The 21,639-nt window shown below is 71.7% G+C and carries 21 protein-coding genes; 8 read left to right on the top strand and 13 right to left on the bottom strand.

The annotated features are described in order from the left end of the window. Positions 1 to 16: 16 nt before the first annotated feature. The 8 genes from nuoK to KR546_RS00845 are packed head-to-tail and all read right to left on the bottom strand — an operon-like array spanning position 17 to position 7,203. Positions 17 to 328, bottom strand: coding sequence for an NADH-quinone oxidoreductase subunit NuoK (gene nuoK / locus KR546_RS00810; protein WP_238442794.1), 312 nt, complete (start codon positions 326 to 328; stop codon positions 17 to 19). Next, positions 325 to 930 carry an NADH-quinone oxidoreductase subunit J family protein gene (locus KR546_RS00815; protein WP_238442795.1) on the bottom strand — a complete coding sequence of 202 codons (606 nt, stop codon included), beginning with the start codon at positions 928 to 930 and terminating at the stop codon, positions 325 to 327. Before KR546_RS00815 ends, nuoK begins: the two co-directional genes overlap by 4 nt. Next, the gene (locus KR546_RS18890; RefSeq protein WP_338019057.1) at positions 927 to 1,994 is read right to left on the bottom strand and encodes a NuoI/complex I 23 kDa subunit family protein; all 1,068 of its coding nucleotides are present in this window, start codon (positions 1,992 to 1,994) and stop codon (positions 927 to 929) included. Before KR546_RS18890 ends, KR546_RS00815 begins: the two co-directional genes overlap by 4 nt. After that, positions 1,991 to 3,100, bottom strand: a complete 1,110-nt coding sequence (gene nuoH / locus KR546_RS00825; RefSeq protein WP_274387390.1) for an NADH-quinone oxidoreductase subunit NuoH — start codon at positions 3,098 to 3,100, stop codon at positions 1,991 to 1,993. Before nuoH ends, KR546_RS18890 begins: the two co-directional genes overlap by 4 nt. Beyond that, positions 3,097 to 4,278 (bottom strand): NADH-quinone oxidoreductase subunit D, encoded by a 1,182-nt coding sequence (locus tag KR546_RS00830; protein ID WP_238442796.1) that lies wholly within the window; start codon positions 4,276 to 4,278, stop codon positions 3,097 to 3,099. The genes nuoH and KR546_RS00830 overlap by 4 nt, the downstream gene beginning before the upstream one ends. Then, positions 4,275 to 6,155 (bottom strand): NADH-quinone oxidoreductase subunit C, encoded by a 1,881-nt coding sequence (locus KR546_RS00835; RefSeq protein ID WP_238442797.1) that lies wholly within the window; start codon positions 6,153 to 6,155, stop codon positions 4,275 to 4,277. Before KR546_RS00835 ends, KR546_RS00830 begins: the two co-directional genes overlap by 4 nt. After that, the gene (locus KR546_RS00840; RefSeq protein WP_420804226.1) at positions 6,152 to 6,751 is read right to left on the bottom strand and encodes an NADH-quinone oxidoreductase subunit B; all 600 of its coding nucleotides are present in this window, start codon (positions 6,749 to 6,751) and stop codon (positions 6,152 to 6,154) included. The genes KR546_RS00835 and KR546_RS00840 overlap by 4 nt, the downstream gene beginning before the upstream one ends. Continuing rightward, entirely contained in the window at positions 6,742 to 7,203 is a 462-nt protein-coding gene (locus KR546_RS00845) for an NADH-quinone oxidoreductase subunit A (protein WP_238442798.1), read from the bottom strand. Before KR546_RS00845 ends, KR546_RS00840 begins: the two co-directional genes overlap by 10 nt. A 218-nt stretch (positions 7,204 to 7,421) precedes the next feature. Between KR546_RS00845 and KR546_RS00850 the strand changes: the two genes are divergently transcribed. The 3 genes from KR546_RS00850 to KR546_RS00860 all read left to right on the top strand — a co-directional run bounded on the left by KR546_RS00850 (position 7,422) and on the right by KR546_RS00860 (position 10,016). Next, entirely contained in the window at positions 7,422 to 8,099 is a 678-nt protein-coding gene (locus KR546_RS00850) for a TetR/AcrR family transcriptional regulator (RefSeq protein WP_238442799.1), read from the top strand. 61 nt (positions 8,100 to 8,160) lie between these two features. Continuing rightward, positions 8,161 to 9,171, top strand: coding sequence for an ATP-binding cassette domain-containing protein (locus KR546_RS00855; protein WP_238442800.1), 1,011 nt, complete (start codon positions 8,161 to 8,163; stop codon positions 9,169 to 9,171). Beyond that, on the top strand, positions 9,168 to 10,016 hold the full coding sequence (locus KR546_RS00860; RefSeq protein WP_238442801.1) for an ABC transporter permease: 849 nt from the start codon (positions 9,168 to 9,170) through the stop codon (positions 10,014 to 10,016). Before KR546_RS00855 ends, KR546_RS00860 begins: the two co-directional genes overlap by 4 nt. An 89-nt stretch (positions 10,017 to 10,105) precedes the next feature. Here the strand turns inward: KR546_RS00860 and KR546_RS00865 are convergent, their stop codons facing one another. Continuing rightward, on the bottom strand, positions 10,106 to 10,783 hold the full coding sequence (locus tag KR546_RS00865) for a uracil-DNA glycosylase (protein ID WP_238442802.1): 678 nt from the start codon (positions 10,781 to 10,783) through the stop codon (positions 10,106 to 10,108). A 114-nt stretch (positions 10,784 to 10,897) separates the two neighbouring features. On the opposite strand from KR546_RS00865, the gene pepN reads away from it, so the two are divergent. Then, positions 10,898 to 13,582, top strand: coding sequence for an aminopeptidase N (pepN, locus tag KR546_RS00870; protein ID WP_238442803.1), 2,685 nt, complete (start codon positions 10,898 to 10,900; stop codon positions 13,580 to 13,582). 9 nt (positions 13,583 to 13,591) lie between these two features. Here pepN and KR546_RS00875 read toward each other — a convergent pair whose 3' ends face one another. Then, positions 13,592 to 14,146, bottom strand: a complete 555-nt coding sequence (locus tag KR546_RS00875) for a GNAT family N-acetyltransferase (RefSeq protein ID WP_238442804.1) — start codon at positions 14,144 to 14,146, stop codon at positions 13,592 to 13,594. A 46-nt stretch (positions 14,147 to 14,192) separates the two neighbouring features. Continuing rightward, positions 14,193 to 14,696, bottom strand: a complete 504-nt coding sequence (locus KR546_RS00880; protein ID WP_238442805.1) for an SRPBCC family protein — start codon at positions 14,694 to 14,696, stop codon at positions 14,193 to 14,195. A gap of 82 nt (positions 14,697 to 14,778) precedes the next feature. Here KR546_RS00880 and KR546_RS00885 point away from each other — a divergent pair, with 82 nt between their 5' ends. The 4 genes from KR546_RS00885 to KR546_RS00900 all read left to right on the top strand — a co-directional run bounded on the left by KR546_RS00885 (position 14,779) and on the right by KR546_RS00900 (position 18,749). Next, on the top strand, positions 14,779 to 15,471 hold the full coding sequence (locus tag KR546_RS00885) for a histidine phosphatase family protein (RefSeq protein ID WP_238442806.1): 693 nt from the start codon (positions 14,779 to 14,781) through the stop codon (positions 15,469 to 15,471). Between the two features lie 119 nt (positions 15,472 to 15,590). Beyond that, complete coding sequence (locus tag KR546_RS00890; RefSeq protein ID WP_238442807.1) at positions 15,591 to 16,517, top strand: bile acid:sodium symporter family protein; 927 nt, start codon at positions 15,591 to 15,593, stop codon at positions 16,515 to 16,517. Beyond that, on the top strand, positions 16,514 to 17,374 hold the full coding sequence (locus tag KR546_RS00895; RefSeq protein ID WP_238442808.1) for an SDR family NAD(P)-dependent oxidoreductase: 861 nt from the start codon (positions 16,514 to 16,516) through the stop codon (positions 17,372 to 17,374). The genes KR546_RS00890 and KR546_RS00895 overlap by 4 nt, the downstream gene beginning before the upstream one ends. Beyond that, the gene (locus tag KR546_RS00900; RefSeq protein ID WP_238442809.1) at positions 17,367 to 18,749 is read left to right on the top strand and encodes an FAD-binding protein; all 1,383 of its coding nucleotides are present in this window, start codon (positions 17,367 to 17,369) and stop codon (positions 18,747 to 18,749) included. Before KR546_RS00895 ends, KR546_RS00900 begins: the two co-directional genes overlap by 8 nt. Before the next feature lie 175 nt (positions 18,750 to 18,924). Here KR546_RS00900 and KR546_RS00905 read toward each other — a convergent pair whose 3' ends face one another. Beyond that, positions 18,925 to 19,989, bottom strand: coding sequence for a polyprenyl synthetase family protein (locus KR546_RS00905; protein ID WP_238442810.1), 1,065 nt, complete (start codon positions 19,987 to 19,989; stop codon positions 18,925 to 18,927). Position 19,990: 1 nt separating this feature from the next. Next, entirely contained in the window at positions 19,991 to 21,637 is a 1,647-nt protein-coding gene (locus KR546_RS00910; RefSeq protein ID WP_238442811.1) for an NADH-quinone oxidoreductase subunit N, read from the bottom strand. Between the last annotated feature and the right edge of the window lie 2 nt (positions 21,638 to 21,639).

A 21,639-nucleotide genomic window follows, 5' to 3' on the forward strand; every position in this document is an offset into this window, starting at 1 on the left:
GTCTCTCCCGTCCCGCCTACCAGCGCATCAGGTCGGCATCGTCGATGTTGATCGATGCGCGGTTGCGGAACATGTTGAAGACGATCGCCAGCCCCACGCCGACCTCGGCGGCGGCGACGACGATGACGAACAGGGCGAAGACCTGGCCGGTCGCGTCGGCGTCCCCGGTCCAGACCAGGTTCTGGAACGCGACGAGGTTGATGTTGACGGCGTTGAGCATCAGCTCGACGCTGATCAGCACCAGCACCGCGTTGCGTCGGGCCATGACGCCGTAGAGCCCGACACAGAACAGGAACGCCGCCAGCACGAGCGGACCGATGAGGGTCATCGCTCACCCCCGGAGCCCAGCTCGGCCGGCGCGCGGTCGAGTTCCTCGGTCGAGTCGTCGAGCGCCTCCCGGATCGGCGTCACCCGGGTCTCGGTGCCGGAGTCGCCCGACTGGCGTCGCGCCAGCAGCACGGCACCCACCAGGGCGGCCAGCAACATCATCGACACGACCTCGAAGGGGAACACCCAGGTCGAGAAGATCGCCATGCCGAGGTCGGCCACGGACGAGCTGATCGGCTCGGTCGCCGGGAACTGGTTCGAGCCGAACGCGCGCACGATCAGCACCACCAGGATGCCGAACAGGGCGGCCGAGACGACCATGGCCATCGGCCGGTTGCGCGAGTCCAACGTCTCGCGCCCGATCGGCGCCCGGGTCAGCATCAGTCCGAACAGGAACAGGACGGTGATGGCACCGAGGTAGACCACGACCTGCACCATGGCGACGAAGTCGGCGGCCAGGAGCAGGAAGGTCGCGCCGATCCCGGCCAGCGTCACGCCCAGGAACAGCGCGGCATGGACCAGGTTGCGGGACGTGACGGTCATCACGGCCGCGCCCCCGGTGACCACGGCCACCAGGATGAAGACGATGTCGAGGCTGGTCATGCGTCGTCTTCCTCGTCCGCGGCGCCAGCGTCGGCGTCCATCTGCTTCTTCTTCTGGGCCCGGACCCAGGCCGCCTTGGCCCTGGCCCGCGCCATCCGCTCGGACTTGCCATCGGCGATCATCTGGTCGTAGACGTCCTGGTCGAGCTGCTCGCCGGCACCCTCGACGTGCACGTCCGCCATCCTCGGGGCGCTGGGCGCGGCGGCATCGGCGTCGGCGGCCGGGGTGTCGGCGTCGCCCCCGTCACCCCCAGCGCCGTCGGCGTCCGCCTCGGCCTCCATCTTGGCCTTCTTCTGGGCCCGCACCCAGGCCGCCTTGGCCTTGGCCCGCGCCATCCGCTCGGACTTGCCGTCGGCGATCATCTGGTCGTAGACGTCCTGGTCGAGCTGCTCGCCCGCACCCTCGACGTGCACGTCGCCCATGCCGCCGCCCTTGCCGGGGGCCGCGGCCGTCTTCGCCTTCGGGGCGTCTGCCTCCGTGTCGGCGTCGTCGGCGACCTCCGCCTCGTCCGCCGCCTCGCGGGCGGCGTCGAGCTCGCGCTCCTTGGCGCTGATGGCGTCGGCGACCTCGACGGGCGCGTCGGCACCGTCGTCGAGCAGCGGTGGCGGCGGCACGGTGTCCGCCCACTCGCGCAGCTTCTCCTTCTCGTGGAGCAGGCCGTCGATCGAGTACTCGGAGTACTCGAACTCGGGGCTCCAGAACAGCGCATCGAACGGGCACACCTCGACGCAGATGCCGCAGTACATGCACAGGGCGAAGTCGATGGCGAAGCGGTCCAGCGAGTTGCGGGTGCGCTCGCGGCCGCCCTCCTTCGCGGGAGGCAGCGTCTCCTTGTGCGAGTCGATGTAGATGCACCAGTCCGGGCACTCGCGGGCACACAGCATGCAGACCGTGCAGTTCTCGTCGAACAGCGCGATCACGCCACGGGTTCGCGGTGGCAGGTCGGGCCGCTCGTGCGGGTACTGCTGGGTCACCGGCTTGCGGAACAGGTGCTTGAGGGTGACCCCGAGCCCCTTGAGGAGCCCGACGCCGAACGGTGCCCGGGTGGGCGTGGTGATGCTCACAGTGCCACCTTCCCGATGGCGACGATTGCGATGTTGACCAGGGACAGCGGGATCAGCACGAGCCACGAGATCTTCTGCAGCTGGTCCTCGCGCAGCCGCGGGTAGGCGACCCGCAGCCACACCATGAAGAAGACCAGCGCCATGATCTTGCCGAGCGTGATCCCCACGCCCAGCAGCGTGCCCCACACCCCACAGTCGGAGATGCCGGCCGCGGCTTCGCAGCCGGGCAGCGGCACGCCGGGCAGCGCCTGCCAGCCGCCGAGGTACAGGACCGTGATGAGGCCGGACATGAAGATCATGCCGCCGTACTCGGTCAGCAGGAACATGGCGAACTTGATGCCCGTGTACTCCGTCATGTAGCCGAAGACCAGCTCGGAGTCGGCGATCGGCATGTCGAACGGCGGACGTGACAGCTCGGCCAGGGCCGCCATGACGAAGATCCCGAAGCCCAGCAGCTGCGGGAAGACGAACCACATCGACACCGGGGTGCCGAAGATGCTCATGGTGGCCTGCGACTCGACGATGTCGACCAGCGACAGCGACCCGGCCTGCACGGCGACGGCCGCGGCGGCCAGGATCAGGGGCAGCTCGTAGGCGATCAGCTGGGCGGCGGCACGGATGCCGCCGATCAGCGAGAACTTGTTGGCTGACGCCCAGCCACCCATCAGGATGCCCAGCACGCCGATCGACCCGATGGCCAGGGCGTAGAACAGGCCGATCTCGAGGTCCTCGGCCCACACGCCGGGCCCGATCGGGATCACCAGGAAGCCCAGCAGCGCGGGCACGAGCGCCACGCCCGGCGCGACCGCGAACACCAGCTTGTCGGCCGCCCGCGGGACGATGTCCTCCTTCTGGACGAACTTGATCCCGTCGGCGACCAGCTGGAGGCTGCCGTGCGGACCGGCCTCCATCGGCCCGGTGCGGTTCTGGAGGTGGCCCATCGCCTTGTGCTCGAGGTAGCCGCCGACCAGCGACACCACCATCAGCATGACCGTGCACAGCAGGATCTTGAGCAGGGCCGACAGCCAGAAGTTGTCCAGCGTCAGGATGGAGGCCGACTGGGCCACCAGGCCCTCGGCCACCGAGACGTCGAGCAGTGGCATCATCGGTCGACGTCTCCCACCACGAAGAACACCGAGCCCAGGATGGCCACGGCGTCGGGCATCAACTGGCCCTCCAGGAGGTAGGGCAGGACCTGGACGTTGGAGAACGACGGTGTGCGCATCTTGAAGCGCCACGGGTTCTTGGAGCCGTCGGAGTGCAGGTAGTAGCCCAACTGCCCCAGCGGGTTCTCGGTGCGCACGTAGGTGAAGCCCTCGGGTGCCTTGACCATCTTGGGCAGCTTGGTGTTGACCGGTCCCGGACCGATGTGGTCGTGGATCTGGTCGATGACCTCGAGGCTGGCCTCGACCCGGCCCAGCAGCACCGCGAAGCGGTCGAAGCTGTCGCCGTTGTCTCCGGTCGGGACCCGCACGTCGATCTCGCCGTACTTGAGGTAGGGCTCGGTGACGCGGGAGTCCTCGGGCACGCCGGTCGCCTGCAGGGTCGGGCCCGTGACGCCGTAGGCCAGCGCGACCTCGGGCGGCAGCGCACCGATGCCCTTGGTGCGGGCCTGGAAGATCTCGTTGCCCAGCACCAGGTCGACGTAGTCCGACAGCCGGGACCGCGTCTCGTCGACCAGGCGGGCCGACTCGCGCAGGAAGCCCTTGGGGAGGTCGATCTTGACCCCGCCGGGCTGGTTGTAGGTGAAGTGCAGGCGCCCACCGGTGGCCGACTCCAGCAGGAACTGGATGTCCTCGCGCTCGCGGAAGGCGTAGAACATCGGCGTGATGGCGCCCAGCTCGAGGGCGTAGGAGCCGATGAACATCAGGTGGTTGAGGACCCGGTTCCACTCGGCCAGCAGCATGCGGATCCACTGGGCCCGGTCCGGGACCTCCATCTCCATCATCTTCTCGACCGCCAGCGCGACGCCGAGCTCGTTGCAGAACCCCGACAGCCAGTCGTGGCGGTTGGTCAGCGCCATGATTTGGCGGTAGTCGCGGTACTCGGCCAGCTTCTCGAACCCGCGGTGCATGTAGCCGATCACCGGGCGCGCCTCGCGGATGCGCTCGCCGTCCATGTCCAGCACCACGCGCAGCACGCCGTGGGTCGCGGGGTGGGCCGGGCCGATCGACAGGCTCATCTCGCCGGTGTCGAAGTCGGCGTCACCCTCGAGCTGGAAGATCACGTCCTCGGCCGGGGCGGTCCCCGGCAGGATCTTCTCGGAGGTGTCGAGGTCGCTCATGCGTCCTGCTCCTCGTCGTCCGCGGGCTCGTCGTCCGCGGGCTCGTCGTCCGCGGGCTCGTCGTCCTCGGGCTCGTCGTCCGCGGGCTCGTCGTCCTCGGGCTCGTCTGGGCTGGGCTCGTCTGGGCCGGGCTGGTCGGCCGGGACCCCGCCTGGGGTGCGCTCGTGGGCGTCCAGCGCGCCGTAGCCGGGCACGTCGGGCCCGTCGGCGGCATCGACGTCGACGGTGGTGGTCTCACGGGGGTCGGGCACGTCGAGCGAGCCGCCCACCGGTGGCGGGCCGTCGTCGAGGGCCAGCTCGTCGGCGTCCTCGGCGGCGGCGGTCGACGCGGGCGGGTCGAGGTCCGTGCGCAGGTAGGGGTCCCAGTGCTCGAAGCCGGCGGCACGGGCCGCGTCCTCGTCGACGAACCAGGCGTCGGCGCGGGTGGACCGCCACTGGTGGGAGTCCTGGGTCACGAAGACGTTGCCGTCGGTCGTCGCCTTGACCGGGTGGCCGTCCGGACCGGACCCGTCCTCGCGGGGATGCGCCGACCCGGGCCCGTACGGACCCTCGTCGGGCTCCTGCTCCTCGCCGGGCTCCTCCTGCTCCTCCTCCTCGTCCCGCTCCTCCTCCTCGTCGACGACCTCACGGTCCTCGTCGACGGCCTCGTCGTCCGACTCGTCGCCGGTCTCGTCCGCCGACGCGTCGGGGTCGGGTGGCGGGGTGCCGGCGGGGATCGGCTCGACGTCGTCGTCGACCCGGGCTGCCTCGTCGGCCTGCTCCGCGGCGCGAGCCTCGCGTGCCGCCACCTGGTCGCTGCGCGTCGACTCGGCGGCCGCACTGGACGACGTGGCCGCGTCCTCCCCGGCGTCGCCGTCGTCGTCCTGGTCCCGCACGCCGTCGCCGTCCAACGGGTCGCCGTCACCGGAGCCCGGGGGCGGCGCGGCCTGCCCGGCGGTCCGACCCTCGGTGCCGTCGCCGGCGTCTGCCTCGGGGGCGGCCGGGGCGGGCGCGTCGTCGACGTCCGTGGCCGCCACGTCCGTGGCGGGGTCCTCGGAGGGGTCGGCGTCCTCGCCCGCCGCCTCGGCGGCGCGCTGCTTCTTGATGAACGCGGCCTTGGCCTTGGAACGCGCGATCCGCTCGGACTTGCCGTCGGCGATCAGCCGGTCGTAGGTCTCCTGGTCGAGCTCGACCTCCTCGCGCTGCGGCTCGTCAGCAGCCTGGCCGTCGGCGTCGTCCTGGTCGGCCTCGGGCGTGGGGTTCGCCTCGCGGGCCTGTCGGGCGATGATCTCGTCGAGACCCGACGGGCCAGCCGCCTCGCCGATGGCCGGCTCGCGGACGATGACGTTGCCGTCCTCGTCGGTCTCGGCGGGCTCCTTGACGCCCGGCCACGGCTTGGCCACCCGCGACGCCAGCGGGAACTCCTTGCGCAGGGGCCAGCCCTCGAAGTTCTCGACGCACAGGATCCGCGGCAGGAGGCCCGGGTGCCCGTCGAAGTCGATCCCGAACATGTCGAAGGTCTCGCGCTCCATCCAGTTCGCGCCCGGGTACAGGTCGGTGATGGTGTCCAGCACCGGGGCCTCGCGACCACCCTCGCACCGGGTCCGCAGCATGATCCGCCGACCACGGGACGTCGAGTACAGCACCGCCACGACGTCGAAGCCCGCCTCGGCCGCGTCGACGCCGAACAGGCAGTCGAACAGGTCGAAGGACAGCAGGTCCTCGTCGCGGCACGCGGCGGCAGCGGCGTGCCAGCCGGCCGGCGAGACCTCGACCGTCAACTCGCCGAACTCGGCCGAGTCGGCGACCACGACGTCACCGAGGCGATCCCGGAGCAGCGCCACGGTCTCGGCGTCGTCGAGGGCACTGTCCCGGCGGGCAAGGACCGGATAGCTCATGGACGCACGCCTTCGACCTGGCGCCGGACCTCGGCGTCGGCCTCGGCGGCCTTGGCCGCGGCCTCTGCGGCGGGCAGCGCGTGCAGCTGGCCGTCGGTGCCCAGGATGATGGGGCGACGGTCCTCCATCCGCTGGGGCAACGACTCGTTCTGGATGCGGTCCTGGAGCGCCACGATCCCCTCGAGCAGGGCCTCGGGGCGGGGCGGGCAGCCCGGGACGTACACGTCGACCGGGATGATCTGGTCGACGCCCTTGGTCACCGAGTAGCTGTCCCAGTACGGCCCACCGCAGTTGGCGCAGGAACCGAACGAGACGACGTACTTGGGCTCGGGCATCTCGTCGTAGAGCCGCTTGATCGCGGGTGCCATCTTGTCGGTCAGGGTGCCCGAGACCATGAGCAGGTCGGCCTGGCGCGGCCCGTGAGCGAACGGGATCACGCCCAGGCGGATGAAGTCGTGTCGAGCCGCCGAGGCCGCGATGAACTCGATGGCACAACAGGCCAGGCCGAAGTTGAACGCCCACAGGGAGTACTTGCGCCCCCAGTTGAAGACGAACTTCAACGGCTTGGGGAGTTCGACGGATTCCATCACTCCCATTCGAGCACCTTCTTCCTCCAGGCGTAGATGAGGCCCAGGGCCAGGACCCCGATGAAGATGAACATCTCCACCAGCACGAACGTCGGGCTGATCGGGCTGGAGGCGTCGAGGTTGCCCAGGATCTGTGCCCACGGGAACAGGAAGATCGCCTCGACGTCGAAGATCACGAACAGGAACGCGAACACGTAGTAGCGGATGTTCATCTGCGTCCAGCCGGTCCCGACCGCGTCGACGCCACACTCGTAGGTGGTGAGCTTCTCGGGGTGGGGCAGGTTCACGCGGAAGATGCGATTGGCAAGCATCACCAGCGCGTACAGCCCGATCCCGAACAGCACGAGGAGGGCGAAGGTCCCCCACTGGCTGTAGAAGCCGGTCATCTCGGCCTCCTCGTCGCGGTCGTCGTCCGGGGCCGGTGGTCGGTCCGGAGCGGTCGGTCTGGGTGGTCGGGTCACTGCTCGTTCGTGGGGCCCTCTGCGGACCCCGTGGCCGCACGAAAGCCGGCGAGGTCCAGCCGGCTGGAGTGCGTGCTCGCGGTGGTGCCCACACGGTGGGGGATGCTACCAGCGACGCCGACCCCTGCCCCAATGGCCACTGGCTGCCGGCGCCGTCCCAACGGGCAGGAAACATTTCAGTTTGCGCATTGTTGCAGTGACTGCAACAATCGCTCGCCATGGACACCACCCCGACGAACGACGACCTCGCCCGACGACCCCACGCCGCCGACACCGGCCCGGCGGACGGAGGGCTGCGCGAACGCAAGAAGCGGGCCACCCGCGCCGCCCTCACCGACGCCGGCCTGCGGCTGGTCGCCCAGCATGGGCTCGACGACGTCACGGTGGAGCAGATCTGTGCGGCCGTGGAGGTCTCACCACGCACGTTCTTCAACTACTTCACCAGCAAGGAGGAGGCGCTGGTCGGCCCGGGCCCGAGGCCACCCGACGACGACCTCCTGGCACCGTTCGAGGCCGAGGGCCAGGCCGGCCGGCTGCTCGCCGACCTCGCGACCGTCCTGGTCGCACACTTCGACCGCCACCTCGTGGCACACGAGCAGATGGTCCGACGCCACGACCTCCTCCATCGAGAGCCGGCGCTGCAGATGCACTTCCGAGCCGGACTGCGCCGGTTCGAGGACCGGATCGCCCTGGCCGTGGCACGCCGCGAGGGCCGTGACCCCGACGACCCCGAGATCCGGTTGCTCGTCGGGATCGTCGGGACCAGCATCCGCAGTGCCCTGGGCCGATGGTCCGCCGAGGGTGGCGGCGGCCGGCCGTCCGACCACGTCGCCGCCGTCTTCGCCCGGCTCGACCGGGCGGTCGACAGCGACCTGCTGCTGGCCCACGACCCGTGACCCCCCGACATCCATCCGGCCCGCTCCCGCCCCACGCCACGCCCCACCACAGGATCCCACCATGCCCGACCACGTCGTCACCGATCCCATCCTCACCGCCGAGGGGATCGTCGTGCGCTTCGGCGACCTGACCGCGGTCGACCGGGTCGACCTCGCCGTCCAGCGCGGCTCCATCTACGGCCTGCTCGGCCCCAACGGCGCGGGCAAGACCACCCTCATCCGGGTCCTGGCCACGCTGCTCAAACCGGATGCCGGCCGTGCCACCGTCGCTGGCATCGACGTCGTGGAGGATCCCGGACTCGCCCGCACCCGCCTGGGCCTGGCCGGCCAGTTCGCGGCCGTCGACGAGTACCAGACCGGGCGTGAGAACGTCCAGATGATCGGCCGGCTGTACCGGCTGTCCGCCCGGGAGTCACGCCAGCGCACCGACGACATCCTGGAACGCATCGGCCTGGTCGACGCGGCCGACCGGCGGGTCGGCACCTACTCCGGGGGCATGCGCCGGCGCCTCGACCTCGCCGCCTCGCTGATCGGCCGACCCGAGGTGATGTTCCTCGACGAGCCCACCACCGGGATCGACCCTCGCAGCCGGGTCGGCATCTGGGACCTCGTCCAGGACCTGGTCCGCGGTGGGACGACCGTGCTGCTCACCACCCAGTACCTCGAGGAGGCCGACGTGCTCGCCGACCGGATCGGGGTGATCGACCACGGTCGGATCATCACCGAGGGCACCGCCGACGAGCTCAAGGCCACCATGGGCGGCACCATCATCGAGGTCGAGATCGACCCCGCCCACCGCGACGAGTACGAGACCGCCCTGGCCGGTGTCGGCGAGGGCGAGACCACCTTCGACGAGCAGCGCAACCTGCTGCGGATCCCCGCCCGGGAGGGTGCCGAGAGCCTGCTGGCCGTCGGCCGCGCGCTGGACCGGGCCGAGCTCGTGCCGGTCGACATCGAGACCCACAAGCCCACCCTCGACGACGTCTTCCTCGCCGTCACCGACGACACCCCCAGCGACGACGCCCCGGCCCCGTCCGACGGGCAGGCGCCAGGACGAAAGGCCCGCCGATGACCACCACGACCGCCCCCGCGACCAGCGAGCCCGGCTCGCACATCGGCCTGTCCGAGGCGTTCACCGACGCCATGGTCATCACCCGGCGTGGAATCGTGCGGATCCTGCGCCTGCCCCAGCTGCTCGTCTTCGCCACGATCCAGCCGGTGATGTTCCTGCTGCTGTTCAACTTCGTCTTCGGCGGCGCGCTGGGCGAGACCCTGCCACCGGTCGCCAACGGCGAGTACATCAACTGGCTGATGCCCGGCCTGTTGGTCCAGATCGTGACCTTCGGGGCGGGCCAGACCGCCACCGGGCTGACCGAGGACCTGTCCAGCGGGGTGATCGACCGGTTCCGGTCCCTGCCGATGGCCAGGTCGGCCGTGCTGGCCGGACGCACGCTGGCCGACCTGCTCCGCAACGCCTTCGTGATCACGCTCATGCTCGTGGTCGCCGTGCTGATCGGCTTCCGCTGGCAGGCGTCGTTCGCGGGTTTCCTCGGTGGCGTGGCCCTGGCCCTGGGCTTCGCGTTCTCCCTGTCGTGGTTGATGGCCAGCCTGGGGCTGAAGATCAAGAACCCCGAGGCGGTGCAGTCGGCGATCTTCATCCCCGTCTTCCCCTTCGTGTTCGCCAGCTCGGTCTTCGTCCCGACCGACACCTTCCCCACCTGGCTGCAGGCGTTCGCCGACCACCAGCCGGTCACGGTCGTCGCCAATGCCATCCGGGGGCTGATGCTGGGCGTCGGCGCACTGCCGGCGGGCCAGACCGTCACCGGACAGGTCTGGCTCGCCGTGGCCTGGATCGTCGGGCTGCTGGCCATCTTCGCCCCCTTGGCCGTCCGTCTCTACCGCCGCGCCGTCATCTAGACCCTCCCCCGTCGAGACCCTCCCCGTCGAGTGTGCGCATCACGGCCGCCGGTGGCCCCGAGGCGCACACTCGACGCACGGGCCGCGGCCTACGCCGGGAGGCGCCAGTCGATGGGGGCGGCGTCCTGGGACGAGAGGGCTTCGTTGGTGCGGGAGAAGGGCCTGGAGCCGAAGAAGCCACGGTGGGCGGACAGGGGCGAGGGGTGGGCGGACTCGATCCGCGGGGTCGATCCCAGCCGGGCGCCGAGGTTGCGGGCGTCGCGGCCCCACAGGATCGCCACCAGCGGCTGGTCCCGGGCGACCAGTGCGTCGATGACGCCGTCGGTCACCTCCTCCCAGCCCTTCCCACGATGTGACGCCGACGCGCCGGGCCGCACGGTCAGCACCCGGTTGAGCAGGCACACGCCCTGGTCGACCCACGGGGTCAGGTCCCCGTTGGCGGGCCGGTCGTGGCCGAGGTCGTCGACGTACTCGGTGAAGATGTTGGCCAGCGACTTCGGGAGCGGACGCACGTCCGGGGCGGCCGCGAAGCACAGCCCGATCGGGTGGCCCGGCGTCGGGTAGGGATCCTGGCCCACGATCAGCACCCGGACGTCGTCGAAGGGCATCCGCAGCGCGGCGAACACGTCCTCGCCCGCCGGCAGGAAGCGGCGACCGGCCGACTGCTCCTCCCGCAGCCAGTCCCCCATGGACGCGATCCGGTCCGCGACCGGGTCCAGGGCCTCGCCCCACCCCGGGCCGACCAGTTCCGCGAACGACGTCGCCACCACCACTCCTGTCCGTCTGCCGTCCCGGCCCCGCGGGACTGCTGGCCGGTCCCGGACGAGGCTAGGCGTGGTCCGGGCGACGTAGCCTCGTCCGTCCGCGACCAAGGTGTCCCCGTGAGCGACCCCGAGACCGCCCAGACGGCGTCGGCCACGGGCGCCGTCCCGCGCCGGCCCGACACGGCGAACCTCCGACGCGACGAGACGGCCGCACGCGCGGCGGCCGTCGACCTGCACGCGATCGACGTCGTGCTGGACCTTTCCGGAGCCCCCGACGCCGACCGGGCGACGTTCCGGTCCACGACGACGATCCGGTTCACCAGCACGGGCGACTCGACCTGGCTCGACCTGGTCGCGCCCCGGGTGGTCGAGGCGTCCGTGAACGGCACGCCGGTGGACCCGGCGGCACGCCACGACGGGGCCCGGCTCCACCTCGACGGCCTCGTGACCGGACCGGACCGGGTCAACGAGGTGGTGGTCGTCGCCGACTGCGCCTACAGCCACAGTGGCGAGGGCCTGCACCGCTTCGTCGACCCGGTCGACGACGCCACCTACTGCTACACCCAGTACGAGCCGGCCGACGCCCGACGGGTGTTCGCCTGTTTCGAGCAGCCCGACTGCCGGGCGCCGTTCACCTTCGACGTCCTGGCGCCGACCGGCTGGCAGGTCCGGTCCAACACCGCCGGCACGCCCACCGACGTCGGCGATGCCACCACCCGGTGGGACTTCGCCCCCACGAAGCCGATCGCCAGCTACATCACCACGGTCCTGGCCGGGCCCTACCACGTCGTCACCGACACCTGGACCCGCGCCGCGGACGAGCGACATGATGCGCTGGAGGTCCCGCTGGCGGTGCTGTGCCGGGCATCGCTGGCCGAGCACCTCGACGCCGACGAGGTCCTGGAGGTCACCCGGGCCGGACTGGACGTCTTCCACGAGCTGTTCGACGTCGCCTACCCGTTCGGGCGCTACGACCAGGCGTTCGTGCCGGAGTACAACCTCGGCGCGATGGAGAACCCGGGACTGGTGACCTTCAACGAGAACTACGTCTTCCAGTCGGCGGTGACCGAGGCGGAGCGCGAACGTCGCGCCGGCACGATCCTGCACGAGATGGCCCACATGTGGTTCGGCGACCTGGTGACGATGCGCTGGTGGGACGACCTGTGGCTCAAGGAGTCCTTCGCCGACTACATGTCGGTCCTGGCCAGCGTCCGGGCGACCCGCTTCACCGACGCGTGGACCACCTTCGCCACGTCGGACAAGGCCCGGGCGTACCGGGCCGACCAGCTGCCCACGACCCACCCGATCGTCGCCGACATCGTCGACCTCGAGGCCGCCAAGCTCAACTTCGACGGGATCACCTACTCCAAGGGCGCCAGCGTCCTCAAGCAGTTGGTGGCGTGGGTCGGGCGCGACGCGTTCCTGGCGGGCGCCAACGACTACTTCGCACGCCACGCCTGGGGCAACACGACCCTGGGCGACTTCCTGGCCGCCCTGGCGGGTGCCTCCGGCCGCGACCTCGCGGACTGGTCACGGACCTGGCTGGAGACCGCCGGCGTGTCGGAGCTGTGGGTCGACCTGGACGACGACGGGACGCTGGTCACCGATGCCCGCCTGTTCCAGCAGGGGACCGACCCGGCCACCGGCGAGGACGTCCTGCGGCCACACCGGGTCGCGGTCGGGGGCTACGACGTCGTGGACGGCCGGCTGGTCCGCACGACGCGCACCGAGGTCGACCTGGCCGCCGGGTCGGTCGCGCTCGACGACCTCCGGGGACGTCCCCGCCCTGCCTTGGTGCTGCCCAACGACGACGACCTCTCCTACGCCAAGGTGCTGCTCGACGAGCCGTCACTGGCCACCGTCCGGACGCACCTGTCGACGCTGGCGGAGCCACTGCCCCGCGCGCTCGTCTGGTCGGCGCTGTGGAACGCCGTGCGTGACGCCCGCCTCCCGGCAACCGATTTCCTGGACGTGGTGGCCGACCACGGACCGGCCGAGGACCACCCGGGTTCCCTGGCGACGCTGCATCGACAGGCCTGTCGTGCCCTCACGCACCACCTGCCGCCGGACCGACGTGCCGCCGCCCGCAGCCAGCTGCACGCGGCCGCCGTCGCGACGACCGCGGCCGCGGCCGACGGCGGCGACGTCCAGCTGGCGTGGCTGCGCCTGGCGATCGTGCTGGGCACGGACCACCCCGCGTGGCTGCTCGGGCTGCTCGAGGGACGTGGCGTGCCCGGTGGCGTAGTGATCGACCCGGAGCTGCGCTGGTCGGCACTGGTGGAGCTGGCGGCATCCGGCGCCGTCGAGCGGGACCGGCTGGACGACGAGCTGGCGGCCGACGACCGCGCCCTGACCCGTCGCCGCCATGCCACCGCCCTTGCCGCCCGACCGACCGTCGAGGCCAAGGAGGCTGCCTGGGCCGACGCCGTGACCGACGTCGACCTGCCCAACGCCATGCTCGCGGCGGTGCTGTCCGGATGGGGACGGCCCGACCACCAGGCACTCACCCAGCGGTTCGAGGCGCCCTACCTCGACGGCCTCGAGGAGATCTGGACGACCCGCAGCATCGAGATGGCGCGACGGCTGGTCGTCGGCCTGTTCCCCCCGGTGCGCGACGTCCGGCCGGGCCGCTCGCCGGCCGACCACCCGACGGTCCGGGCCGTGGACGCCTGGCTGGACGACCACGCCGACGGAGCGGCCGCACTGCGCCGGCTGGTGCTGGAGCAGCGCGACCAGCTGGTCCGCTCGCTGGCGGCCCAGGCGGTCGTGGGGGACGACGACCGGGCGGCCGACCACGCCTGATCGGCTCGGTCAGGCCGGGGGAGCATCGCGCTGGGCGAGCTCGGCGGCGAGTCGTGGATGGGTCCGGGCCATGACGAGGGTGTCGTGGTAGACACCACCGCGGAACACCGCCCCGCGCTTGGTGCCTTCCACCTCGAAGTCGAACGTGCGGTACAGCGCGATTGCCGCGGCGTTGTCGGCGAACACCTCGAGCTCGATGCGGGTCAGCTGCAACCAGTCGTCGGCCAGCCCCACCGCGGCCTCGACCAGCACCGTCCCCACACCCCGACGCTGCCAGTCCTCGCGCACCGCCATCCCGAGCGAGCCCACGTGGCGGACCCGGGGTCGCGACGTGGTCCCCAGCCCGATGTTGCCGACCACCTCGCCGTGCTGGTCACCGTGGCAGGCCACCAGCAGCCAGAATCCCTCCGGCGGGTTCTCGAGTCGCTCCCGCCACTCCCCGACCGACGGGTAGGGCACCTGCATGAGTCCGGGGTAGACCGCCGCCGACGCCATCGTCGTGTGGAGCGCCGGTGCGTCCCCCGGCTCCGCCCGTCGCACCACCACGTCCGGCCGCTGGCCCATGCCCACCTCCTGGTCCCTGCCAGCCTCGTCGCCGGCCCGTCCGTGGTCAAGCCGTGCCGGGGTCCGGGTCGTCCTCCAGCAGCGACCGCAGCCGGCGATAGTCGCCGTCGACCGAGCGCTGCACCATCCGGGCCAGCAGCGGGCCCAGCCACGCCGTCCAGCCGTCGGGGTGGCCGGCCACGTCCGCACCGATCCGGCACCCCCGTGGCGTCGGCGCGACCGTGCGGGTGATCTCCAGTGGGAAGGTCGACGCGATCGAGGAGATCGTGATGCTGCCGTGTCCGTCGTCGCCGGGCTCGTCCAGGGCCACGACCTCGAACATCGTGGTGATCGGCCGTCCCAGGAACCGGGCCTCCTGCTGGTATCGCGACCCCGGTCGGACCGGCGGTGGGGTGAGCCAGGTGCAGGATCGCATCCCGGCCTGCCACTCCGGGTTGCGTGCGAAGTCGGCCACCACGTCCCACGCCCGCTGGGGGGCGACGGCCACGTCCACTCCACTGGCGATGCGGATCTCGCCCACGCGGCGCTCCCGGTCGGGTCCCGTCATCATGCCATCACCGCCGGCACGTGGAGCGGGGAAGGTGGCGCCGACGGGTCAGGGCCCTGCGGGTCCGGTGGATACCGTGCGGGGCATGGAACTCGTGCTCGTCCGCCACGCCCAGCCCGCCTGGGTCGTCGACGGCATCGGCTACAACGACCCGAACCTCTCCGAGCTGGGTCGGGCGCAGGCCGAGGCCGTCGGGCTGGCGTTGGCCGACCTCGAGGTCGACGAGTTCTGGGTCTCGCCGGCCGCGCGCTCGCAGCAGACCGCAGAGGCGATCGTCGGCCACCACGACGTCTCGGTGGTCACCCACGACTGGGCGCTGGAGATCCAGCTCCCCACTGCCTGGGACGAAGCCCCGGTCGAACAGGTCCGCGAGCACTTCGCCACGCTGGGCGACCGCGACCGGGCGGGGTGGTGGGAGGCGACCGCGCCCCACGGCGGCGAGTCGTTCCGCGACTTCCACCAGCGGGTCACCACCGGCCTGGAGGGCCAGCTCGCCGAGCACGGGATCAAGGACGCCGGCGAGCCGGACCTGTGGCACGTGCCGGACGACGACCGCCAACGCATCTGCCTGGTCACCCACGCCGGCACGAACTCCGTCGTCGTCGGCCACCTGCTGGGAGTCAGCCCACAGCCGTGGGAGTGGGAGCGGTTCTCGTCCGCCCATGCCTCGATCAGCGTGGTGCAGTCCCGCCCGATCGCCAGCGCGCACCTGCTGCGACTGCGCAGCTTCTCGGAGACCGCCCACCTCACCACCGCCGGCTGCGACGTCACCCGCTGAACCGAATCCCCGTCGGTTGGGGAGTTCCTGCCCGCATGCGGGCACCGAGCCGACACTCGACGCGAAGCCGGGCTGGTCATGGCCGTCGTTCTACGCTGGCGGGCGACGGAGGTGGGCGGGTGAGCAACGTCGCGATCGAGTTCTCGCAGGCAGACCTGTGGCTGGTCAACGGGGCGATCGCGCTGATGATGTTCGGGGTGGCGCTGGGCCTGACACCCGACGACTTCCGACGGGTCCGCACCATCCCCCGCGCCCCCTTCGCCGGGCTGTTCGCGCAGTTCGTGCTGCTGCCGGCGCTGACGACGGCGGCGGTCGTGGCCTTCGACCTCCCCCCGGAGCTCGGCCTGGGGATGATCCTGGTCGCGTGCTGCCCGGGGGGGACCTACTCCAACGTGATGACCTGGCTGGCCCGTGGGAGCGTGGCCGTGTCGGTCACCATGACGGCGATCTCGTCGGTCGCCGCCACGGTGCTCACCCCGCTCAACTTCGCCCTCTGGGGCAGCGTCGACACCGACACCCGCGCCATCCTCACCGACATCGCGGTCGACCCGTGGCAGGTGCTGCTGTTGGTGGTGGTCGTCCTGCTGGTCCCGATCGTGGCCGGGATGCTCGTCCGGCAGCACTGGCCGGAGTTCGCCGCCCGCAGCGACCGGCCCACCCGGGTCCTGACGCTGGTGCTGTTCCTGGTGATCGTGGCCCTCGCCTTCGCCAAGAACGTCGACCTGTTCCTGGACACCGTCACCACCCTGGTCCCGGTCGTGGCGCTGCACAACGCCGCCGCGCTGGCGATCGGGTTCGGCATCGGCACGGCCCTGGTGCTGTCCCCGCCGGACCGCCGTGCCGTCACCCTGGAGGTCGGGATCCAGAACGCCGGCCTCGGCCTGGCGCTGGCGTTCACGTTCCTGCCGGGGCTGGGCGACGTGGTGCTGGTCACCGCCATGTGGGGGGTGTGGCACCTGGTCGCCGGACTCACCATCGCGTTGCTGTGGGCCCGCCACGACCGTCGCGCCGGGACGACGAGGGCCGTCGCCGGGGAAGCCACGTGACCACGCCGGCCCCGGACCGCACCGTGGTCGTCACCGGCGCCGGCGGGGCCCTGGGCACGGCCCTGGCACGGAGGTTCGCCGCGGACCGGGCGGTCGTGGTGCGAGCCGACCTCGTCGACCCGGACGGCCCGACGGACCTCGACGAGGACCGCCACCCGTGGGTCACCTGCGACGTGACCCGACCGGGGGACCTCGCAGCCCTGGTCGACACGGCGATCCATCGCACCGGACGCCTCGACGTGCTCGTCAACTGTGCGGGGATCACCCACCGCTCGCCCGCGGCGACCACGGACCCCGACCTGATGGCGCGGATCATGGCCGTCAACTGGGAGGGCCCGATGCGACTGTCCCAGCTGGCGCTGCCCCACCTGGCCGACACCCGTGGCTCGATCGTGAACCTGTCGTCGATGTCGGCCTGGATGCCGGTCCCGGGCCGCGCGGCCTACGGGGCGTCCAAGGCCGCCCTGACCCAGTTCATGGAGGTGCTGCGCCACGAGGCCGCCGCCCGTGGGGTCAACGTCCTGGACGTCCACCCCGGCTTCCTCGACTCGGTCATGCCCGACCTGGCCATCGGTCCGGGGGGTGAGGGCGGAGACGGCGCCGCGGACGATCGCGAGGCCGGCCGGCCCCGACCTCGCACCTCTGTCGGCCGGGCGCTGCAGGTCGACGACCTGGCGGACATGATCGTGATGGCGGAGGCCGACCGGACCCGGTGGATGTTCCCCGACCGGTTCGCCCACGCCGCCAGCCTGCTCTGGCGCGTGGCGCCGGGCACGTTCCACCGCCTCGTCGCCCGACGTTTCGCCGACGAGCTGGACACCGACCGCACCACGACCCGGGAGACCACCGATGGGTGACCCGACCTGCTGGCTGGACGAGACCTGCCCCGACTGTGGCGCGTTCGTCGGTGACCGAGGCACCCGACCCTGTCCCCGGTGCGGGCTGTCGGCTCCGCGGCCGACGGCGGGGCGTGCGGCCGGCGCGACGGTCCGACGCAACTGGGCCGGAAGCCACACCTACCGCGCTCCCCGCCTGGCCACGCCGACGTCCGTCGAGGAGGTGCAGGACGTGGTGACGGAGGCGCCACGCGTCCGCCCGTTGGGCAGCCGGCACAGCTTCAACGACGTCGCCGACACCGACGGGGTCCAGGTCAGCCTGGACGGCCTGCCACCCGTCGTGGAGGTGGACGCCGACGCCGCGACGGTCACCGTCGGGGGCGGGGCGACCTACGGCGACGTGGTGGAGGTGGTGGACGCTGCGGGGTTCGCCCTGCCCAACCTCGCGTCACTGCCCCACATCGGCGTGGCCGGGGCGACCGCCACCGGAACCCACGGGTCCGGCGACGACAACCGCTCGCTGTCGGCCGCCGTGGTGGGGCTCGACCTGGTGACGGGCGACGGCGAGCGCCGCCGGATCACCCGCGCCGACGACCCGGACCTGTTCCCCGGGTGCGTGGTCGCACTGGGCGCGCTCGGCGTCGTGGTCTCCCTGGACCTGGCACTGGTGCCCGCCGAGACGATGCACCAGCGGGTCTACGACCACATCCCGGCCGACGTGCTGGCCGACCACCTCGACGCGATCACGGGCGCGGCCGACAGCGTGAGCTGCTTCACCCGGTGGCAGGACCGGGTCGTCGACACGGTCTGGCTGAAGTCGACGGGCGACCCGGACGACGACCCCGAGGACCTGTTCGGCGCCCCGCGGGCACCCGTGGACCGCCACCCGATCCCCGGCCTGTCCACCGAGGCGGTCACGCCCCAGCTCGGCCGCCCGGGCCCCTGGTTCCAGCGCCTTCCGCACTTCCGGCTGGGGTTCACGCCCAGCGCCGGTGCCGAGGTCCAGTCCGAGTACTTCGTGGCCCGCACCGACGCCGTCGACGCGTTCGAGGCGTTGTGGGCGCTGGGTCCGCAGTTGGACGACCTGCTCCAGATCAGCGAGATCCGCACGATCGCGGCCGACGACCTGTGGCTCAGCCCCGCGAACGGACGCGCCACGGTCGCACTGCACTTCACGTGGCACCGTCGACCCGAGCAGCTCGCCTCGTTCCTCCCCGTGCTCGAGGACGCCCTGGCCCCGTTCGGCGCCGTCCCCCACTGGGCCAAGGCGTTCACGGTCCACCGCGAGGTCTTCGCCAACCGCTACGACCGCCTCGCAGACTTCGCCGCCCTGGCCGAACAGTTCGACCCCGAACACACCTTCCGCAACCCCTACCTCGACGCCTACCTCCTCTGACCCACCCGAACGCCCCCGGCGGAGCGGCGCTGGACGTTGCGAGGCCCCAGCCGAGCAACTCCAACGTGCCCGAGCGAAGCGAGGGCACGCGTCGGTTGTCGCCTTGACCCCTCCCAGCGGGGCCGAACTCCCCAACCGACGTGTGGAGGTGACGCCGGAGCACGCCGCGGCTGGACTACCCCACGCGTTCGAGGCTGTAGGAGGCGACCAGGCCCATGGCGGCCAGGACGGCCTCGCGGTCGGGTCCCACCATGGCGTCGATGGCCTCGAGGTCGACCTCGGCGGCCTCGACGTAGGAGGCGGCGGAGACCCGCGCACGCTCGATCGCGTCGGAGCCACGCAGCAGGCCCAGGGCCTCGTCCAGGTCGGCCGGGTCGACGGCGCCGTCGCCGACCAGTTGCGCGAAGCGACCGGTCGGGTCGTCCTCGAGCGCGTAGGCGACCGGCAGGGTGCGCACGCCCTCGAGCAGGTCCGTGCCGGGGGTCTTGCCCGAGTCCTCGTGGTCACTGGCGACGTCGAGGATGTCGTCGGACAGCTGGAAGGCCATCCCGACGTGGCGTCCGTAGGACGCGGCCAGCTCGACCACCTCCGGGGCGCAACCCGACAGCAGCGCTCCGTACCGACACGACGTTGCGACGAGCGAGGACGTCTTGCCGGCGATCACGTCGAGGTAGTGGTCCACGGTCGGGTCGACCCGGGGCACGTCGGGTGGCAGTGCACCGGCCGAGCCCTGCACCTCGGCGATCTGGCCCTCGCACAGCTCGGCCAGGGTCCGACCCATGATCCGGGTCACCTCGACGCCAAGGTTGGCCGACAGCTCGGCGGCCCGGGCGAACAGGAAGTCCCCGGTCAGGATCGCGACGGTGTTGTCCCACCGGGCGTTGGCCGAGGGCACGCCACGGCGGGCCGGGGCCTCGTCGATCACGTCGTCGTGGTAGAGCGTGGCGAGGTGGACCAGCTCGACGATGACGCCGGCCGGGACGATCTCGGCGGCGCCGGGATCGCCCAGGTGGGCGGTCAGCGCGACCAGCATCGGCCGGAACCGCTTGCCACCGGCCTCGACCAGGTAGCCGGCCGTGGTGTCCACGAACGCGGCCGAGGAGCGGACCTGCTCGGCCAGCAGCTCCTCGACCCGGTCGAGGATCGGCGCGAGCGCGATGTCGGCACCCTCGAGCTCGTCCAGCACCGAGGGTGGGATCGCCACGGTCGCCGAGGGCCCGGCGGTGGAGGGGTCTGCCACGTCAGCGGGCCAGCACGGCGGCACGCTCGGCGAGGTCCAGCAGGATCGACGGCTGGAGTCCGAGGTAGACGATCAACCCGGCCGCGACCGTCACGCCCGCGTTCCAGCCGTGGCTGTAGGCCGGGACGGGGGCGTCCGGCGCCGGGTCGGTCAGGAACATGGCACCCATCAGCCGCAGGTAGTAGAACGCCGACACCACGGATGTCACGACCCCGAGCACGACCAGCCAGGTCAGGCCCGACAGCATGCCGGCCGTGAAGACCCCCAGCTTGCCCTCGAAGCCGAGGGTCGGCGGGATGCCGGCCAGCGACAGCAACGCCAGCGACATCACCGCGGCCAGCGCCGGGGAGGTCCGGCCGAGCCCGTTGAGGTCGCTGATGGACACGGCCCGGTGGTTGCGCCGCTCGATGGCGATGATCCCGCCCAGTGCGGTGATCGAGGTGATCGCGTAGGTGAACAGGTACCACATGGTCGCGGACAGCCCGGCGTCGGACAGCGACACGATGCCGATGGTCGCGTAGCCGGCGTGGGCGACCGCGGAGTAGGCCAGCAGGCGCTTGACGTCGTCCTGGACCAGGGCCGCCCAGGCCCCGTAGGCCATGCTCAGCCCGGCCAGCACCGCCACGATCGGGACCCACAGGTCGGCCAGCGGTGCCCACGCGACGACGAACAGCCGCAGCATCGCCGCGAAGCCGGCCGCCTTGGTCGCCGCACCCATGAACGCCGTGACGTTGGTCGGGGCACCCTCGTAGACGTCGGGGACCCACAGCTGGAACGGCACCAGGGCGACCTTGAACCCGACCCCGACCAGCACCAGCACCATCGACACGGCCAGCAGGCGCAGCGGCGAACCGGGGTCGGCCATCCCCAGGGCGATGCCGGGCAGCTCGAGCGAGCCGGTGGCGATGTAGGACAGGGCGAAGCCGTAGAGCAGGATCGCCGACGCGACGGCGCCGAGCACGAAGTACTTGACCGCGGCCTCCTGCGAGCGTCGGTCCCGCCGGGCGGAGCCGGTCAGCACGTACAGCGCGATCGACAGGACCTCGAGCGCGATGAACAGCGTGATGACGTCGTTCGCGGCACCGAGCAGTGCCATCCCCACGGCCGACAGCAACAGCAGCGGCTCGAACTCCGGCCGGTGGATGTTGCGGTCGCGGACGTAGGCGAAGCCGATCGGCAGGACGAGCAGGGTGGACAGGTACACGGTGATGCGGGTGAAGATCGCCAGCCCGTCCATCGCGACCGAGCCCTCCATGGTGGTGGAGGCGGCGAACAGGCTCCCGGTCCAGGCGACGTCGAAGATCTGCCAGGCGGTCAGCACCAGGGCGGCGCCGGCACCGAGGCCGGCGATCCAGGCGTGCAGCGCCCGCGGGACGCCGGCCAGCCCGAAGGTCAGTGCGACCAGGGCCACGCCGGCCACGATCGCGAGCAGGCCGGGCAGGGACGGGTCGGCCGGGGAGGTCGACTCGACCACGAGCAGGGCGACGCCCACGCCGGCGATCGCCAGCCCCATCGGCGTGGCGACCCACATCCGGCGACGGCCGGCCACGGTCATGAGCAGCAGCACCACGACCGCGACCGTCATGGCGATCTCGGGCGCCACGCTCGACCAGGCGATGTCGGGGAGGAACTGGGTCAGGTCAGTCACGG

Source organism: Salsipaludibacter albus (assembly GCF_019798055.1).
GTDB lineage: Bacteria > Actinomycetota > Nitriliruptoria > Nitriliruptorales > Nitriliruptoraceae > Salsipaludibacter > Salsipaludibacter albus.

Coding starts and splice junctions, on each gene's coding strand:
- nuoK (WP_238442794.1), bottom strand. CDS start 328: ATGACCCTCATCGGTCCGCTCGTGCTGGCGGCGTTCCTGTTCTGTGTC.
- KR546_RS00815 (WP_238442795.1), bottom strand. CDS start 930: ATGACCAGCCTCGACATCGTCTTCATCCTGGTGGCCGTGGTCACCGGG.
- nuoH (WP_274387390.1), bottom strand. CDS start 3,100: ATGATGCCACTGCTCGACGTCTCGGTGGCCGAGGGCCTGGTGGCCCAG.
- KR546_RS00830 (WP_238442796.1), bottom strand. CDS start 4,278: ATGAGCGACCTCGACACCTCCGAGAAGATCCTGCCGGGGACCGCCCCG.
- KR546_RS00835 (WP_238442797.1), bottom strand. CDS start 6,155: ATGAGCTATCCGGTCCTTGCCCGCCGGGACAGTGCCCTCGACGACGCC.
- KR546_RS00840 (WP_420804226.1), bottom strand. CDS start 6,751: ATGGGAGTGATGGAATCCGTCGAACTCCCCAAGCCGTTGAAGTTCGTC.
- KR546_RS00850 (WP_238442799.1), top strand. CDS start 7,422: ATGGACACCACCCCGACGAACGACGACCTCGCCCGACGACCCCACGCC.
- KR546_RS00855 (WP_238442800.1), top strand. CDS start 8,161: ATGCCCGACCACGTCGTCACCGATCCCATCCTCACCGCCGAGGGGATC.
- KR546_RS00860 (WP_238442801.1), top strand. CDS start 9,168: ATGACCACCACGACCGCCCCCGCGACCAGCGAGCCCGGCTCGCACATC.
- KR546_RS00875 (WP_238442804.1), bottom strand. CDS start 14,146: ATGGGCCAGCGGCCGGACGTGGTGGTGCGACGGGCGGAGCCGGGGGAC.
- KR546_RS00880 (WP_238442805.1), bottom strand. CDS start 14,696: ATGATGACGGGACCCGACCGGGAGCGCCGCGTGGGCGAGATCCGCATC.
- KR546_RS00885 (WP_238442806.1), top strand. CDS start 14,779: ATGGAACTCGTGCTCGTCCGCCACGCCCAGCCCGCCTGGGTCGTCGAC.
- KR546_RS00900 (WP_238442809.1), top strand. CDS start 17,367: ATGGGTGACCCGACCTGCTGGCTGGACGAGACCTGCCCCGACTGTGGC.